Here is a 15,770-nt window from a genome sequence, read left to right as displayed (position 1 = left end):
GCAAAGCTCAACCACTACAAAACGTTTCCAATGCCCGCTGCTGGATGATGGGCTTTTGCCCTCAATCGAACAAATCCAAATGGGGCGGGAGTCGCGGATCGGGCAGGCCCAGGAACTGCGCTCCCATGGCCGTCACGTCCCGGATCACAGCCGGGCGCACCACGACCGCACGGCCGCACGGCAGAAAGTCAAGGACTCCCGCATAGCCGACGACGAGCCCACCCTCGATGAGGCTGCGGACCCCGAGTACTTCGTTCAGGTCCTCAACGATCAGCGGCAAGTCCTCCTGGGAAATGGCTCTAAGTTGCTCAATTGACATTGGGTATCTCCTATGTCAATTGACGCTCATCGCCAACGGAGTCGCCACAAGATGAAACGCCGCCCCCGAGTGGTCGGGCGCCCGGGCCGCGGGCAGTAACACTTCCATCTATGTTGTAGGCACGATACGCGTTCACGTCTTACATGGCGACGTCGTGAAATCCTACCTTGCTATGGCAGTGATCTGATGGTAATTACCGCCCTCGTCCTACGCGCCCGGTGGCTGCGGTTCACTAGGGAACTGCAAACAGCAGCCGATCTGCCTGGATCTGCTCCACCAGCAGCATCACTTCTGCGTCCCGTCGCTCAAGATCTCCACGGAGCGCCGCGACCACTCCGACGCCGGCTGCAAGCTGCCGGTCGAGGGCTTCACATCGATCTGCGAGATCGCGGCGGGCAGCGGCGTCGCCCTGGGCTTGCGCGCGATAACGGGCGGCTCGGACTTCGGCGCCGTCACGCACCCGGCGAGCATCAGCAAGCTCAGCGCGCAGAGCAAGCTCACGGCCAGGCGCCGCGAGAGAGAACCGCTCGGCGGCGGCGAGTGTGAGGCCTGCATGTTGGTGCTCCAGGGTTGCGGTCTTCTGTTCGTCGGTACGCGCGGCCTCGGCGCGGTCGGCGCGTCCGGTGGCCAGCTCTGTCTTCACTTCGGCTACTGCTGCGCGTCCGGTCATGCCGTTGAGGTGCCAGCCGGCAGCGAACGATGCACCGGCAATGACCACCGCGGCGGCCCACTTAACCCAAGGCGGGATGATGGTCATGTGTCATCGCACAGGGTGCGCTCCGCTTTTCGCCGGTTGTGCAGCCCCTGCACGAACACCCCGCCTGCATAGGACCAGTTGGGCGTGCCGTCGTAGCGGAACGCCAGCAGCGCGCAGCCCTCGGCGATGCGCCCGACGTTGATCGCGCGGAAGGCCTGCGAGCCACACGCGCCCTCTTTCCCGACGTTGACCGCGAACATGGTGAGCCCGATCAGGCGACGTGCCGTCAGGTAGTCCCACGACACGCAGCCGAGGACCGCATAGCCGTATTCCAGCAGCGTGACCTTGTTGACCTCGCGGCACTGGTCATCAGACAGCGGCGTGCCCACCTTCGCGGCCCAATCTGTGCGGCCGGCGCAGTAGGTCGGAATGCCGCCTGCGAGGTGGTCGGCGTACACCCGCTTGATGTTGCCCTCCAGGCGCTCCAGTGTCGTGAACGCCAGGGGGCTGGTCAGCGCGGCCAGCAGCGCGGCGGGGATCGCTCCTTTGCGCACCAGCGCTGCCGGCATGCTCGGCTGACGCGGCAGGGTGACGCCGCTCATACCTCGTCCCACCCCGTGCCGAACTTGTGCCGCAGCCGGGCCTCCGACTCGCGTTGTTCGCGCCGGTCCTTGCGCCAGGCCCAGTACTGCCCGAGCAACAGGCCCAGGACACCCAGCAGCATGCCGACGATCACACCAATTTCCGACAGCGTGAGGCCGCTCGCAACGGAGCCCGCTGCACCGCCGTACATCAGCGTCTTGCCGGCGACGGCGCCGGCCTTCTCCATCGCTTCAGGATGCATGCTCATGTTGGCCAGCCCTCCGTCACGTCGTAGGCTTGCGCGCTTTCCAGGTCCGGCAGCGCGGCGATAGCGTCGTGATGCGCGCGCTCCGCAGCGAAGCACGCTTGCACATGCAGCGCGATGTCCGCGGCAATGCCCTCCACCTCTGCGAGCGTGAGCGTGATCCAGCCGTTGGCGGCCTTGAAGTCAACCGACTCGACGCCGGCCAGGCGCGCATTGGCGATGACCGACGTGATGCGCGCTTGGTCTTCGGTGCCGGTCTTGATCTGGACACCGTTGGGCAGCGTGATGCCGCCAGTCTCGACAGTCCAGCGGTGGGCTGTAGCGGCTTCGATCAGCTCGGCCTGCAACGCCTCCAGCGTGCTGTTGGTCGTGGGTCGCTCGAAGCTCTCGCCTGTCCACAGGTCGCCCTTCGCACAGCTATCGCTTGGGTCGTGGATCCAGTTGTCCGACAGTGGCGAGTCAGCCACAGCGATGTTGATGACGATGCCGTCTTCGACGATTGCGTATCGCATGGACATTTCAGTTCCCCCCTTTCACCACCACCACACGCGCACGCGACCATTCGCGCCGGCACCCGATGTGGTCGTTCCTGCCCCTGTCGGGTTGGAGTACTGGCATGCGCCACCACCACCACCGCCAGGGAATTGACCGCTTCCTGCGGTGATGCTGGCGCCAGACACATTGGATGCCGCACCATCTCCGCCATTGCCGGCGTGCTTTGAAACCCCGCCTTGACTCGACACGGCTCCCGCCCCGCCGGTCCCGCCACCAGCCCCGCCGTACAAGGAGTCGCCGCCGCGCTGCGTCGAGCCTCGCGCGCCCATGGCTCCACACTCCAACGACAAAGCTTTCGACCCCGACGAGTCCGTCGACGGGATGCAGATGAGCGAGCCCAGCTCAAGAAACACTGTCCCTGTTGTCGCCACACCACCCTTCCCGCCAGGGGCTACGCGTGTGTGAAAGGAGCTGTCGCCACCGTCGTTCCCGGCGATCTGCGCCGTCGCCGCCGAAGACGAAACAGCCGCGCCGCCGATTCCCACCACGACATTGATGGAAGCCGGCAAGTCCGCGCCGCGAAGCAGCTCTCGAAGCGCAACGCCGCTGCTGCCGCCACTAACCACAGGCGAACCTGTTGTCAGCCGCTGGATTGCGCCACTGCCTGCTGCCGGCACGATTTCCACCCAGAAGTACTCTGCATCTGCTGGCTTGGGCCAAGCCTGCGAGGTGGTGAACTCTTGATAACCTGAAGCGCCCGCAACGCCGTAGCCGAGCTCTGGGCCCGGCTTGACAACCAACGCTTTTCCGACATCCGCCAAGGTCGGAAGCGGAAGACCAACGATGGCCTCGGCACCAGCAGCCGCTGCCTCGGCGCGCTGCGCATCGGCGGCCGCAGCAACGCGATCAAGGCCCGTCTGCACGCGGTCAGCTGCAGTCGCGGCGGCATTGGTGGCGGCGTCCGCCAGCCCAGCGGCCATGGCGTCAGCGACGGCCTGCGCGGTGCTGGCTTCCTTCGCGTTGACATTGACCTCCAGCGCATTGGCCTGCGCCTGGAAGTCCAGCAGCGCCCCCAGGAATGCATCTGCACGGGTGTCGAAGTTGGCCGGGTCGCTCGTGCTCGGGGGCGTGGGTAGTGGGCTGATAGGCATGGTCAGAGTCCCTCGATCTTGGTGTTGAGGTGCGGTTTGTCGTAGTGGTCGAGGCTGAAGTCCCAGCTCCTGGCGAAGCCGAGCACCATCAGGCTCTTGAAGTACCAGTGGTCAGGGCGGTCGATGCCGACCCACAAGGCCACGGATCCGTCGATGTCGTTCAGGGCCTGCGTGATGGCGTCCACGTCCAGGCCCTCCACCAGGGTGTCCTGCTCGACGATTGGGACGCTGTGGCGCTTGACGAAGGTCCGGTCGCCGAAGGCGTTCTCGCGAATGACCGAGAAGCTCTTGCCGCTGACCTTGGCGCCCATGGCTGTCGAGCCCATCTCGACGGATCGGCCGATGACGATGGGCCCCACGGACACGTCTCCGGTCGCGCGCGTGAACGTGAACTTCAGGCGCGAGCCGGCGATGAGGTGCACGTCATCGACGTATGTGTTCGTCGCAGGGCGGAAGGCGCCGAAGAAGTAGTCGCTCCAGCTGCGCGTATTGCGGCCCACCAGCCCCAGCGTCCAGGTCTTGACCAGCACGTCGTTGCTGTCGTACTGCTCGATCTGTACCTGGTCGGCCTCGACGAACGGAATTCCGATGGCGTCCACGCGCGCGCCGGGCGCGATCTCGACGACGAGCGGAGACGGCGACACGGTGCGGCGGTTGGCGTCAAGTCGCAGCATCCGCCACTTGTTGGCATTGCCCAGGTCCACCCACTTCGGCGGGTCGGTGGCAGTGGTCTGCTCGGGCACGTTGCCGGTGTTGCCGCCGGCCACGCTCTGGTAGTAGCGCCCCGTCTCGGCGCGCACCACGCGCGCGCCTGCTGCGTAGGTCGCGCCTGCGTTCCACAACTCGGCACCCACGCCGTCGCCGGCAGCCGTGGGTGACGGGAAATCCACTGTCGTGCTGAGCAGCGTGGTGTCGTCGATGGGGACAGGGACGACGACTTTCATGCGGGCTCCGTCATCAGGGCTCGGCGGCCCGTCGCAGCGTCGTCCAGCGCTTCGGCCGCGGTCGCGGTGTTGCGGTTCGACTCGGCCATGTCGCGCGCCCGCTCGGCGCGCAGGCTGTTGACCTCGGCGCGCAGTTCGCGCAACTCAGCCACCACGGCGCCACTGTCGTCACCGCTGCGGGCCCAGGCGCCACTGGAGAAGATCGCGTTGTCCTGCGCCGTCAACACACGCTCGCCGCGGTGCAGCTCGGCCACATAGCCGTCGAAGGGCACGCTGGCCAAGCCGGTGGCGTGGGAGCCATTGACGGCCGCACGCGCAGCGTCCTCGGCGGCGATGGCGGCAGCCAGTGCGCTGATGGACTGACCCACGCTCATCGTGGCCTGGTACGTGCCGCGCGCGATGTCGATCTGCATGCGCCAGTACGCCAGCGTCTGGTCCAGCGCAGCGAGGTCAGCCTCGTGCTTCTCGCGCATGGCCTTGAGCTGTGCCTCGCTCGCCGAATTGATCGCACGCAGCGTCATCTCGGCGGTGCTCATCTGACCTGCCGCGATCTCCCGCAGGTTGTAGATGTCGCTGGACGTGCGCGCCTGGTCGATCGCGTACTGCTCGAAGGTCGTGTACAGATCCTCGCTCGGCTCGGCGACGGTGCGCAGCGCGTTCTCCAGGCCCGCGAAGCCGGCCAGGGACTGCCCGGACTGACCCGCTGCGAGCGCGCCCTGCAGGTAGACCTGTGCGGCTGCCCGGCGCGCACGCGTCAGCTCCAGCGCCTCCACGCGTGTGCTGCCGATGGCCGCGTCCAGCGCGTGGAAGATGCTGGTGATGGCGCTCAAGCGGTCCTGCGCTGCGGCGGCTTCGCGCTGCGCGGCCTCCTGTGCCGCTGCCACGCGCTCGTCGTACGCGGCTTGCAGCGCGGCCTTCTCCGCGTTGATCGACGTCTGCAGCGCGTTGTAGGCGGCGTCGGTGGCTGCCTGCGCCACCCGCAGGGCTTCGGCCAATGCCTTCGCCAAGTCTTCAGCCGCTTTCGCGGCATCTTCTTCGACCGGCAGCAGCTTCTTGAACGCCGACCACACGCCCAGCAGCGCGGTGGCCTGGTTGCGGCTCTCGTCGGTGCCCAGCTCGAAGAGGTAGCGGAACGCCTCTTTAAAGGTGTTCTCGTCGGCGCCCAGGATGTCCTGCACGCTGATGTCGAGCCCACCATCCAGCAGCTGGTCGCGGATGCGCTCGGCGCGGTACTGGCGCAGGGAGCCTTCGTCCAGCCATTCCTCGGCCACGCCGTCGAACGCCCGCTTGACGTTGTTCCAGCTGTCGATGTGCGCCTGCTCGATGGCGGCGATGCGGTCCAGCTCGGCCTGCTCAAGCTGACGCTGGGCTTCGGCAAGGTCATCCGCGCGGCTGGTGAGGTCCGCGAAGGAGCCGGCCAGGGCCATGATGCCGCCGAAGAGCTGCGCCCCCTCTTCCGTCGTCTGATCCAGGCCCAGGGCGAATGCGCGCAGCTCCGCGTTCGTGCGCGGCATCGCTACGCCCAGAATCGCGAACTGCTCGGCCATCCGGTCCCATGCCGCGGCGACCTGCTCTTCTTCGCTGAAGAAGTTGTCGCGGAACGCCTCCAGGCCAGACAGCAGCGGGTCGATACCGCCGGCGCCGCGCACCTGGCCCACGCCCAACAGCATGTCGTTCACGCCGATGTCGCGCAGCAGGCCGCGCGCATCGCGCAGCTGCTGGTACAGCGACAGGAGGTCGGCCAGCTCCCCGGTGAACACGTCGATGATCTGCGCCACACCAGAGCCCACGGGCTCCAGGGCCATCACGGACTGGCGCACGATCTCCACCGCCACATCGCCGTTCTTGCGCACGATGTCGGCGTAGTTGATCGCCTCGATGCCGTAACGCTCCAGCGCGTACTCGGCCTGTTCAATGCCTGTCGTGACGCGCACGAGGGTTTCGAACATCCCTTCGCCGATCTGTTGGAAAGGCTTGAGCGCCGGCAGCGCGGCGGCGGCCATCTGGTCCCCGACCGACGAGAACACGGCTTCGAGTTCTTCCTGAATCTCCTTGCCGCTCTTGTCCTTGAACGACAGCAGGCCGCCGCCCGAATCGAGGATGCCGTTCATCAAGTAGGTGCTGGTGTCGCCCAGCGTGGGGATGATGGACAGCATGCGGTCCGCCAGACCACCGTCCGCGAGGCCGAGCAGCTCGGCGGCACCGAGGATGGTGTCTGCGATGTTGCCCAGCACCGAACCCACGGAATCCTTGAACGCCGGGTCCAGCTCGCGCCACATGGCTTGGGCGCCCTTCTGGAAAATCAAGTTGAAGCCGAAGCCCTGGATACCCTTGCCGATGATGTCGGCCACCGTCTGGCCCGGCAGGAAGCCGACGCCGCTGTCGAGGAAGTCGTCGCCGAAGCTGGCGCCGGCCATGCCCCGGATGAAGAAGTCCTTCGACACATCGCCGGCAAGGCCCGCGATCCCTTCGCGCACCTTGGTCAGCTCCGACAGCATCCGCTGGCTCACGGTCAGCTCGATGCGGCTGTTCTCGGCCAGCAGGTCGATCGCGTTGGCGATGGATTGCGAGGCCTCGCCCTCCATCCCGAGCACCGTCCCGGTGCCGCCGGCTGCGATACCGGTGTAGCCGCCGCCACCCGCGCCCGCGCTGCCCCCGGCACCGATGCCGGCGAGTAGTGCGGCCACCGCGGCGAACGCCACGATGCTCACGGGCCAGAGCGTGTTAAGCGCGGCAGTCAGCGCCCCTTTTGCCTTGGCGCCAGTCTTCGCCTCCTCGGCCGCGATGATGGCCGGAGCGGTGCCGACGGTCTCCGTGACTTCCTTCGCATTGGCAACGGACTTCGCAGTAGAGACGGCGCCGATCCCGAACAACTGCTCGGTCATGGAAGCGATGGCCTGGGCGATCTCGAACGCCCGGAACGCCTGCTCGGCGGCTTGCATCGCCTTGTAGCCGCGACTGTGCTCCTTGAAGAACCCCTTCATTGCACCCGCGACGCTCGCGTAGGTGCCCACCTGAATCTGTGCCGACTTCCGGGCAAGGTCAATTTCTCGCTTGGCGCGTTCTTCAGGACCGATGCTCTTGTCGTCGTCCAGAGCCTTTTTCTTCTTGTCCCATTCGGCCTGCAGCTGCGTGTAATCCTGGAAGGCGTTGGCCAATTGCGCCAGGGCGTTGCCTGCCTCACCAAAGGCGTCTTTCAATGCGGTGCCGAAGTCCTTGGGCTTGGCCGGGTCCAAGTACGCATCCAAGTCGCGCAGCGTGTCGATGGCACCCTTGGTGCCGGCCGCGTCGAACTTCAGGTCTGCAAGTGCACGCGTGGCCGCAGCTTGCTCGCGCAGCGCCGCAGAGGTTCGGCCGCTCAGGTCGATCCCGTCCTGAGTCACTGCCTGGCGCTCAAGCTGTGCGGCCGCCTCGTAGGCCCACGAGCGTTCCAACTCTGCCACCTGGCGCGCCAGCTCCGCAGTAGAGCCTGCAGCCCCCTGCGCAGCGTTCGCGTACTCCAGGCCCAGAAGCTGGTTCTGGCGCTGCTGCTCCTGCACGCTCGTGCGCAGCGTCTGGGCGGCGCGTTCTTGTGCCACCGCGCGGGCGTCCAGCGCGTCCAGGCGTGCCTTGTCCAGCAGCGCCAGTTCGGAATCCGCCTTGCGCCGGGCTTCGACTTCCGCGCGCTGCAGGTCAGCCACGCGGCCGTTCAACTGCTCGGCGTCCTTCAGCGTCAACTGGCCCGCCGCCTTGCGCACGGCGCGCTCGCGCTCCACCAGCGCGATGCGCTCGTTGACGGTGGACAGCTCGCGTGTCAGCGTCTTCTCGATGGCTTCTTCTTCAGTCGCCTTGCCCAGCTTCACGGCCAGGGCGATGTCATCCAGCGCATCCTTGCGCGCCGCCACCAGAACCTTGTCCAGGGCCTTGATTTTCTCGACCTGCGCGCTCATGGCGTCCAGCGCCGCCTTGTCCGCTGCGGCCTTCTCCGCGTCCGACTGCATGCGGATCTCGCGGCCCTTCTTCGCGGCGCCGGCCATCGTGGCCACGGTCGCGTCGCCGGTGTTGGTCCAGACGGCCGTGATGGTCTTGGCCGCCCCGGTCCAATCGGCTTTCATGTCCTCGACCCATGCCGAGCCCGCAGCCTTGGCGCCCTTGAAGTCGCCGGACAGAAGCGCGACAACCTGCGCTGCGGCGGCGCCGAGCGTCTTGCCCACGGTGCTGAAGACCTGCACCACGCCCACACCGACGCTGTAGAGGATCTTCATCGAGGCGGCCAGGAAGTCCGACACCTTGCGCAGGTTGTCGCCTTCCGTCAGCGTCTCGAAGAACTGGCCTGTGAGGGTCTGGAGCGTCGGCAGAACCTGGGCAGCGATGCCCTGCGCCACACCCTGAGAACTCAGCTTGATGAGGTCCAGGGTGTCATTGAATTCGGCAGCCGCATTGCCCGTCTCGTCGCTGACCACCAGGCCCAGGCGCTCGGCCATGTCGGCCATCTCGCGCATGCCTTCGCTGCCGTCATTGAGCATCGGGATCAGCGCAAGACCTTGCTTGCCGAACAGCTCAAGCACCAACGCATTCTTGGCCGCCCCGTCCGCCATTGACGCGATCACGTCGGCGGATTCGTAGAGCACGTCTTTCGTGTCCCGAAGTTGGCCGCCGGCCGTCTTGGTCTTGATGCCCATGGCATCCAGCGCCTTGTTGCCGCCGCTAATCGCCTGCGACAGCTTGCCCATCGTGGCGACCATGGCGTCGCCTTGCACATCGCTGAACTGGAAGGCGAGCTGCAGCCCAGCCACCTCCTTGGTGGCAACGCCCATGCGCTTGGCCATGTCGCTGGCCGCGTTGGCGGCGTCGATGGCCCCCTTGATCCAGCCCATGAAGCTGGATACGGACAGGCCGATTCCCACTGCAGCGAGTGCAGCGGCGGCCACGCCTGCGGCCTTTTTCGTGAAGTCGGAGAAGTCCCCCACCAGTTTCCTGGCTTCGTCCATGTCCTTCTTGAGCTTGGCCATGTTGGCCATCAGCTCGATCTCGAGCGATCCTGCGAGCATGGTGGGGTTCTCGGCTTAGCCGCGCAGCAGACTGCGGACGTGTTTTGCTGTTGCCGCCCGCTCAGCCGCCTTGATTTCGGCGTCCTCGGGCTCCCACGGCGCAGGGCGCCCCGGGTCTTCGGCTTCGTGTGACTCGGCCAGGTAGGCCGTGGACATGGCACGCACGGCGTCCACTTCCCACGGCTCCAGCGTGTTGCCCGTCAGATCGACCCATGCGGCGATCTCCAGGCAGCTCAGGCGCGTCGGGCCCATACCGGCGCTGCCAACCCTGCCGAGGTCGCGCCAGTGCGCAGCCAGGTAGGCGACGCACTCGGGCAACGGCGGGTAGTACAGGTCCAAGCCCTTGGCCTCGCGTGCTTCAGCGCGGCTGACGGGCTTGGGCTCAGGCGGTGGCGCCCCCTTGCGGGGCTTGGGGGCGGGCCTCTTCGGCGCCGCGCTCCACCATGCTTCCTGCGCGGCGTACAGCGTCAGGTCGTCGAAGAGGCTGGCGAGAAATTTGCCCAGTCCTTGACGTGCTCGGACACCTGATCAGCGATGAAGCCGATGGACGGATCGCTGTAGATGGCCAGCGACAGCGCGCGGCCGGTCTTGCCGTCGAACTCACTGGCGTCGATGTTGTTCCAGCCCTGGGTGATGTCGGCCAGGTAGTCGGCCTGCTCGGCCAGCTTCTCGTCGGCGGACTGTTCGAACTTGCCCTTCTTCTGCAGGCGGCGCACCGCGCGGCTGTTGACCTTGGCTTGCGCCTGCTGGAACTCCTTCGAACCGGGACCGAAGACGACGACCTCGACGGGCTGTTTCATCTTGGCGCCGTCCGCGAACAGCAGGTTCTCTGCGGAGTCCTTCAGGTGCAGGACGGAAGTGGCGGCAACGGCGGTGCTCTTGAGCTTGAACGACATGTGATTTCCTATTGCGGAGGGGAGACACAAACGCCCGTGCCCCAGCCGCCGCGCTCCGCAACAGAGCGACAGCGGCCGGGGTCGGTGCAGGGGTGCCGGCGCGTGCCGGCGAATGGGGATCAGGTCGGCGCGGGCGCGTTGACTTCGACGATGCCGACGCCGGACTTGCTGGTGGTCAGCGCCAGCGTGACGGTGCCGCCGCGTACGGCATTGCCATCGCCGCCCGTGGTGGTGAAGCTGGTGACGTAGGCCGGGAAGTAGTCGATGTCACCGCCCTGGTACTCAACCTTCACGCTCAGGCGGGTCTTGTTCGCCAGCGCCGTCTTCAGGATGGCCTGCCCCGCGTCAGTGCGGTCCTGGCCAAGCTGCAGTGTCTTCTCGCCGAGGCTGGTCGTGCCCGGCAGCTTCTGCGTGATGCCCGTGTCAATGGGCGTGTGGTCGGTGATGCTCAGCGTGGGGCCGTGCTCGCCGGCATCGGTGATTTCGCCGACCTTCGTGTACGTCAGCGCGGCGTAGCCGGTGGCGTCGTAGGTGGCAGGGGCGGCAACCGAGACGCTCAGTTCGGTGCCAACGACAAGTTCAACTGACATGGGTTTTTCCTTGGAAAGACGCCCGCGAGGGCAAAAGAAAAGCCGCCAGCGGGATGCATGGCGGCTACGGTCTGCCCTCGCGGGCAGGCGTTCGGGGGTGCGCTTACTTGGCGCGCTTGGCCGGGGCCTTCACGGGCGGCGGGGCGGGCGCTGCGGGCGGCGCGTCCTCAGCCGCGAAGCCCTCGGCCACCAACCACTTGGCGCGGTCGGCCTTGGCCTCGAAGATCTGGCCGATGGCGAACTTGCCCTCGGGCCCTGAGAAATTGCGCAGTGCCTTCAGCTTCATGGCGGCGTCCTTTGAGGTTGCAGGTAGGTGATGAAGAAGTCGAACGACTGGGTGAACACAGCCGCTTCGGTGTTGTCCAGGTCCGGGCCCACGCCCGCGTGGCGCACGTTCTGCACACGCACCCCGGCGATCAGGCCGCGCCGTCGGTCACAGGCCAGGCGCACGGCGTCCAACACCGCCTTCTTCGCCGGGTAGCTGCTCGCCGCCACGGTGATCTGCATGCGCTCGTCCACCAGTAGCGCCGGCTCGATGCCGGCCACGGTCGGCCGCTGCACCGTGCTGACGCTGGCATAGGCCACCGCCGGCAGGGTTGCGCTTTGCGGGATCTCGCCCGCGTGGATGCCGTCGACGGGCACCAGTGCCAGGAAAGGGGCGTCGGCCTTCAGCAGCGCCACGATGACCCGCGGGCCGCTCATTCCTGCGCCTCCACGTCGATGTCGCTCGTGTCGATGCCGTGCTTGGTGGCCAGCCGCTTCTTGATGTACTCGCCGGTGGCAACCAGCGCCGCAGACGCCTGGGTGTCCAGCGCCGGCCGCATGAAGGGCTTGGCCTTGGCGCCCGGGTGCTCGACCGTTGCGCCCACAAGCGCATCGCCGATCTTCAGCGAGCCGCGCTTCACCATGCGGTTGAGCGTGCGAACGCTGACCTGCTGAAGACCCCGTCGCGTGCTGCGCTTCGGAGCCTTCTCCGGATCGACCGTGACGATGTGAGGCGCAGTGCCGTACTCGACGAACTTGGCATAGAACTCGTCCGTCTTGACGCTGGCGGTAGGCACGCCCTGCTTCACTCGAGCGGACACACGGAGGCTCTTCTTCAGCTCGCCCTGGTCGACGGGCACCAGCGCCTGGGCCTCGCGCAAGATGGGCGCGGCGCCGGCCCGCAGCGCGCCACGCATCACGTTGCGCTGCAGCTTCTCGGGCAAGTCGCCCAGCAGCTTGCCCAGCTCTTTCAGGCCGTTGACCTTGACTTCGGTAGCCATCACGCCCCCTGTCGGTTGAACGCCTTGACCTGCAACTCGATGCCCTCGCGGCGCCCCAGCTCGGCGGGGCCGGCGACGATCTCCGTGATGCGGTCGGGCTCGCCCACGCCGACGATGACCACGCGCATGTCGGGCGCGATGCCCGGCAGCCAGCGCATGCGCACCCGGCTGGGCCGCTCGGTGACCTCGACGCCCTCCTGCAGCGTTTCTGCCTTGCTCGGCAGCACGTCCTGCACCTGGGCCCACACCTCGGCGAACGTCTCCCAGGTCTTGATCGGTGTGTTGTAGTCGGGGTCTCGCGTCTCGGTGAAGCGCTCGATGCGGATCTGCTTGTCCAGCTGTTCGGCTTTGATGAGCATCACACCCCCAGGCCGACGCGGTAGGGCCAGACCAGCCGACGCACCCGCTCTTCGGCCTCGTCGCCCCGGTTGTCGTAGAGCGCCGCCAGGTATTCCAGGATGCCGGCGCGGATGGCGTCGTTGACCACCATCGGCAGGTCGCCGGCCGTGCCTGCCGTCACAGCGGCATCGAGCGCGGTCTGGTCGGCGAATACCTGCCGGTTCAGGAAGTCCACCACGAAGCGCTCGGCCGCGCCCAGCTGCACGGGCAGCTTCGGGTCTGCCGGGCTCGCGCGGACGTAGCCGGCGGCCAGGGCAGGATCGACGAGGCTCATGACAGGGCTTCCTCAAGGGTTTGCTGCGGGAACACCCGCAGCGCGGTTTCTCGGGAGGCGTTGACCACCTCCACGCCCGCCAGGCGGGGCAGCACGGCGCGGAACTGCGCCGGCCACTCGTTGACGCTGGCTGCATCCAGCAGGCCCGCCGGGTGGCTGCCGTGCCAGTGCGTGCGCCCGCCCGTGTGCTGGCAGTCGTAGCCAAGCATCACGATGCGCCGCGCGCCCATCCGGGCCGCCACCACCAGCGCCATCGCGCCGCTGTTGGTCTTCTCGGCCGGGAGCCAGCCGTAGTCGCGCTGGACGCCGGCCACCTTCTGGGGCGACACCAGCAGGCCGCCGAAGGTGCTGCGCGCCTCATCGCCATGCACTCGCCACCAGGCGAGATCCACGGCGTAGAGAACGTCCGCCCACGGCGCGGCGCGGAAGGTCGTGTTGGTTACGAAGACGCCGCGCCCTGGGCCTGCTTCGCGCCACGCCCGCGCGGCTTCACAGTCTGCTCGGGTGAGGCTGGGGCCGCTGGCGATGCAGACGGCTTCGCGCCAGCAGCCTCGGAAGGGTCGGCTGGCGCCGCGCCCACGATACGCACGAGTCCCGCGCGCTCCAGCTGCTCGGCGTGCTGCTCGGTCACACCGAACTGCTCGCCGCGCCGGCGCCGCGATCCGTGCTCGAAGTTCTGAATGGCTTCGACTTGCTTCATCTGTTGCTCCTACAGCGGGGCGGCCGAAGCCGCCCCAGCCGATCAGGTGCCAGAGGGTGCCGACGGGGCCGACGGAGCCGGCGCAACCGGGCCCACGCCGTCGAAGTCGCCCTTCACGAAGGCCTCGGGGCGGTAGACCGTCAGGCCCACGCGCTCCTCGCACAGGATCGTGACCATGTTCTTCACGAAGTTGTCGCGGTCCTGGTTGCTCACCGTGATGTTGGCGTCCTCGCGGTCCCAGCCCTGGGCGCCCAGGGAGAAGGCACCGGTCAGGAAGTCGCCCGCGTCCATCGCCTTGGTGGACACGATGGGGCGGCCCCACAGGCCCGGCGCCGCCAGCCCGCGCGGAGTGGCGAACAGGTAGGCGTTGTCCGTGGTCTTGGTCAGCTCGATCTGCGTCCAGTCGATGGGGTTCAGTACGATGCCGTCGGCAGCGTACTCGGCCAGCTCGACCTGCAGCATGGCGATGCGCAGGCGGTCCAGCATCGTTTCAGCTTGCACCGCCACGCCGGGATTGGCGTAGGCGGATGCCTGCGTCCAGATGCCGTTGAGGTTCAGGCCGACGCCGGAGCCCTTGAGCAGCTGCGCTTCTTCCTTCAGCTTGAGACCATAGGTCAGGCGGCCGTCGATGTAGGCCTCCAGCATGGACACGTCCTGCAGCACCTGCTTGGACGCGCGAATCCAGTGGGCGATGGTTGCCACCTTGGCCGAGTCCATCTCGAACGTGATGTCCGACTCGGGCTTCACGGCGCTGGGGTTCTCGGCGACGGGCGCGGCGTTGTTGGTGAAGCCGGCCTCGCGCACGTACTCGATGCTGTTCGAGGTCGTGCGGCCCCAGTTCAGCAGGTCTCGCAGAAACAGGCGTTGCGTGGGCGTGGCGATCAGGCCCACGCGCTCGGGCTGGATCAGCGTGCCCGCCGAACCGGCAGTGCTGGTCACTGCGGCATGGATGCTGCCCACCTTGACCGACACGCTGCCCTGGATCTCGGGGTTGAAGCCCGTGATGGCTTCTGCCTTGATGACGCGCTCGCCCAGTGTCTCGGACGCCGCAGGGCCATCGCCGCCATTTTGCAGCTTCGCGATGACCTGTTCGGCTGCACGCAGGTTGGCCTGCAGCTCGCCCTGCTTGGTCAGCAGTTCGTCCACTTTGGCCTTGGTCTCCTGGGAGAGCTGGGCGTGTGCCTTGATGTCCTTCTGCGCCTGCTCGGCATGGGCCTTCAGCTGGTCGCCCACCTGCTTCAGGCTGGCGTTGATGCTCTCGATGTCCTTCTCGACTTGCGACATGGTGTTTCCTTAAACGAGGATGGAGGTGAGGGAGTTGGCTTGCGCCACGGATGCACGAAGGTCGGCCGACTGGCCGCGCTCGGTGGGATCGCCCTCACCGCTGCCAGCGGGATCGCCCGCGCTGGACTTGAATTCGCTGAGCAGGCGCATGGCCTCGCTCTTGGGCAGCCCGCTTTGCCGCAGGGCAGCTTCGAGCCGGCGGGCAACCGCAGCGCTCGCCTTGGCTTCGCCGCGGCCCACCTGGTCGGCGGCCAGCAGCTCATCCGCGAAGCCCTGGTCGATGGCAGCCGAGCCACCGATCCAGGACTCCGCGTCCATCAGCTTCGCCACGGCCTTTGTTTCGAGCCCCGTGCGCGCCACGTAGATGTCGGCCATCGCGGCGTCAAAGGGCTCAAGCCAGTCGGCGATCTCGCGGAAGTCGTTGCGGTTGCCGGCGGCGATCACCCAGCCGTTATGGACCATGAAGAAGCCCGCGCGCGCGATCTGCACGGTGTCGCCGGCCATTGCGATGACGGACGCAGCAGAGGCGGCCAGGCCGAGGACCTTCACCGTCACCTCGCCCTTGTGCTCGCGCAGCAGGTTGTAGATGGCCAGGCCCTCGAACATGTCGCCGCCCGGGCTGTTGATGTTCACGGTCACCGGGCCGGCGCCGAGGTGGCGCAGCGCGCCGGCCACGCGCTTGGCCGTGACGCCCTCGCCCGACCAGTAGTCGTAGCCGATCACGTCGTAGACGCTGATGCTCCGCTCGTCCTCGTCCTCGCCCGCCGCGGCGCGAAGCTCGCGGTTCCATCGGTCCAGCGCACGCGGCAGGATCTCGCTGCGCACGCTGGCGCTCGGGCGGCCTTGCGGGGCGCCCGGCAGGTCTTTCAAGCTCATGGA

General features: G+C 67.2%; 20 protein-coding genes. All 20 read right to left on the bottom strand.

Going from position 1 to position 15,770, the window contains the following annotated elements; genetic code table 11:
- Positions 1 to 61: 61 nt before the first annotated feature.
- Positions 62 to 319 carry a hypothetical protein gene (locus LG388_RS10170; RefSeq protein WP_225782679.1) on the bottom strand — a complete coding sequence of 86 codons (258 nt, stop codon included), beginning with the start codon at positions 317 to 319 and terminating at the stop codon, positions 62 to 64.
- Between the two features lie 232 nt (positions 320 to 551).
- Positions 552 to 1,076 carry a hypothetical protein gene (locus LG388_RS10165; RefSeq protein ID WP_225782678.1) on the bottom strand — a complete coding sequence of 175 codons (525 nt, stop codon included), beginning with the start codon at positions 1,074 to 1,076 and terminating at the stop codon, positions 552 to 554.
- Positions 1,073 to 1,618, bottom strand: coding sequence for a lysozyme (locus LG388_RS10160; protein WP_225782677.1), 546 nt, complete (start codon positions 1,616 to 1,618; stop codon positions 1,073 to 1,075). Before LG388_RS10160 ends, LG388_RS10165 begins: the two co-directional genes overlap by 4 nt.
- The gene (locus LG388_RS10155; protein WP_225782676.1) at positions 1,615 to 1,866 is read right to left on the bottom strand and encodes a holin; all 252 of its coding nucleotides are present in this window, start codon (positions 1,864 to 1,866) and stop codon (positions 1,615 to 1,617) included. Before LG388_RS10155 ends, LG388_RS10160 begins: the two co-directional genes overlap by 4 nt.
- Positions 1,863 to 2,381 carry a DUF4376 domain-containing protein gene (locus tag LG388_RS10150; RefSeq protein ID WP_225782675.1) on the bottom strand — a complete coding sequence of 173 codons (519 nt, stop codon included), beginning with the start codon at positions 2,379 to 2,381 and terminating at the stop codon, positions 1,863 to 1,865. Before LG388_RS10150 ends, LG388_RS10155 begins: the two co-directional genes overlap by 4 nt.
- 15 nt (positions 2,382 to 2,396) lie before the next feature.
- Positions 2,397 to 3,509: a glycine-rich domain-containing protein gene (locus tag LG388_RS10145; RefSeq protein ID WP_225782674.1), complete on the bottom strand. Its 1,113-nt coding sequence runs from the start codon at positions 3,507 to 3,509 to the stop codon at positions 2,397 to 2,399.
- Positions 3,510 to 3,511: 2 nt separating this feature from the next.
- The gene (locus LG388_RS10140) at positions 3,512 to 4,453 is read right to left on the bottom strand and encodes a hypothetical protein (RefSeq protein WP_225782673.1); all 942 of its coding nucleotides are present in this window, start codon (positions 4,451 to 4,453) and stop codon (positions 3,512 to 3,514) included.
- Positions 4,450 to 9,483: a hypothetical protein gene (locus LG388_RS10135; RefSeq protein ID WP_225782672.1), complete on the bottom strand. Its 5,034-nt coding sequence runs from the start codon at positions 9,481 to 9,483 to the stop codon at positions 4,450 to 4,452. The genes LG388_RS10140 and LG388_RS10135 overlap by 4 nt, the downstream gene beginning before the upstream one ends.
- A 15-nt stretch (positions 9,484 to 9,498) precedes the next feature.
- Complete coding sequence (locus LG388_RS10130; RefSeq protein ID WP_225782671.1) at positions 9,499 to 9,822, bottom strand: hypothetical protein; 324 nt, start codon at positions 9,820 to 9,822, stop codon at positions 9,499 to 9,501.
- A 128-nt stretch (positions 9,823 to 9,950) separates the two neighbouring features.
- A complete protein-coding gene (locus LG388_RS10125) occupies positions 9,951 to 10,379 on the bottom strand; it encodes a hypothetical protein (RefSeq protein ID WP_225782670.1) in 429 nt (142 codons plus the stop codon).
- Positions 10,380 to 10,498: 119 nt separating this feature from the next.
- Positions 10,499 to 10,969, bottom strand: coding sequence for a hypothetical protein (locus tag LG388_RS10120; RefSeq protein ID WP_225782669.1), 471 nt, complete (start codon positions 10,967 to 10,969; stop codon positions 10,499 to 10,501).
- A gap of 103 nt (positions 10,970 to 11,072) precedes the next feature.
- Positions 11,073 to 11,255, bottom strand: coding sequence for a hypothetical protein (locus tag LG388_RS10115; RefSeq protein WP_225782668.1), 183 nt, complete (start codon positions 11,253 to 11,255; stop codon positions 11,073 to 11,075).
- Positions 11,252 to 11,671 carry a hypothetical protein gene (locus tag LG388_RS10110; protein ID WP_225782667.1) on the bottom strand — a complete coding sequence of 140 codons (420 nt, stop codon included), beginning with the start codon at positions 11,669 to 11,671 and terminating at the stop codon, positions 11,252 to 11,254. The genes LG388_RS10115 and LG388_RS10110 overlap by 4 nt, the downstream gene beginning before the upstream one ends.
- Positions 11,668 to 12,234 carry an HK97-gp10 family putative phage morphogenesis protein gene (locus LG388_RS10105; protein WP_225782666.1) on the bottom strand — a complete coding sequence of 189 codons (567 nt, stop codon included), beginning with the start codon at positions 12,232 to 12,234 and terminating at the stop codon, positions 11,668 to 11,670. Before LG388_RS10105 ends, LG388_RS10110 begins: the two co-directional genes overlap by 4 nt.
- Positions 12,234 to 12,593, bottom strand: a complete 360-nt coding sequence (locus LG388_RS10100; RefSeq protein WP_225782665.1) for a head-tail adaptor protein — start codon at positions 12,591 to 12,593, stop codon at positions 12,234 to 12,236. The genes LG388_RS10105 and LG388_RS10100 overlap by 1 nt, the downstream gene beginning before the upstream one ends.
- Positions 12,593 to 12,907 (bottom strand): head-tail connector protein, encoded by a 315-nt coding sequence (locus tag LG388_RS10095; protein ID WP_225782664.1) that lies wholly within the window; start codon positions 12,905 to 12,907, stop codon positions 12,593 to 12,595. Before LG388_RS10095 ends, LG388_RS10100 begins: the two co-directional genes overlap by 1 nt.
- A complete protein-coding gene (locus LG388_RS10090) occupies positions 12,904 to 13,299 on the bottom strand; it encodes a hypothetical protein (RefSeq protein WP_225782663.1) in 396 nt (131 codons plus the stop codon). Before LG388_RS10090 ends, LG388_RS10095 begins: the two co-directional genes overlap by 4 nt.
- Positions 13,300 to 13,346: 47 nt before the next feature.
- A complete protein-coding gene (locus LG388_RS10085; protein WP_225782662.1) occupies positions 13,347 to 13,607 on the bottom strand; it encodes a hypothetical protein in 261 nt (86 codons plus the stop codon).
- A 42-nt stretch (positions 13,608 to 13,649) separates the two neighbouring features.
- Positions 13,650 to 14,891 carry a phage major capsid protein gene (locus LG388_RS10080; protein ID WP_225782661.1) on the bottom strand — a complete coding sequence of 414 codons (1,242 nt, stop codon included), beginning with the start codon at positions 14,889 to 14,891 and terminating at the stop codon, positions 13,650 to 13,652.
- A gap of 9 nt (positions 14,892 to 14,900) precedes the next feature.
- Positions 14,901 to 15,767 carry a head maturation protease, ClpP-related gene (locus tag LG388_RS10075; protein ID WP_225782660.1) on the bottom strand — a complete coding sequence of 289 codons (867 nt, stop codon included), beginning with the start codon at positions 15,765 to 15,767 and terminating at the stop codon, positions 14,901 to 14,903.
- Between the last annotated feature and the right edge of the window lie 3 nt (positions 15,768 to 15,770).

Origin of the sequence: Xenophilus sp. Marseille-Q4582, from assembly GCF_916700565.1 — a bacterium.
Lineage (GTDB): Bacteria > Pseudomonadota > Gammaproteobacteria > Burkholderiales > Burkholderiaceae_C > Xenophilus.
The sequence above is the reverse complement of the archived record's forward strand: the minus strand, read 5'-3'. Positions and strand labels throughout refer to the sequence as shown.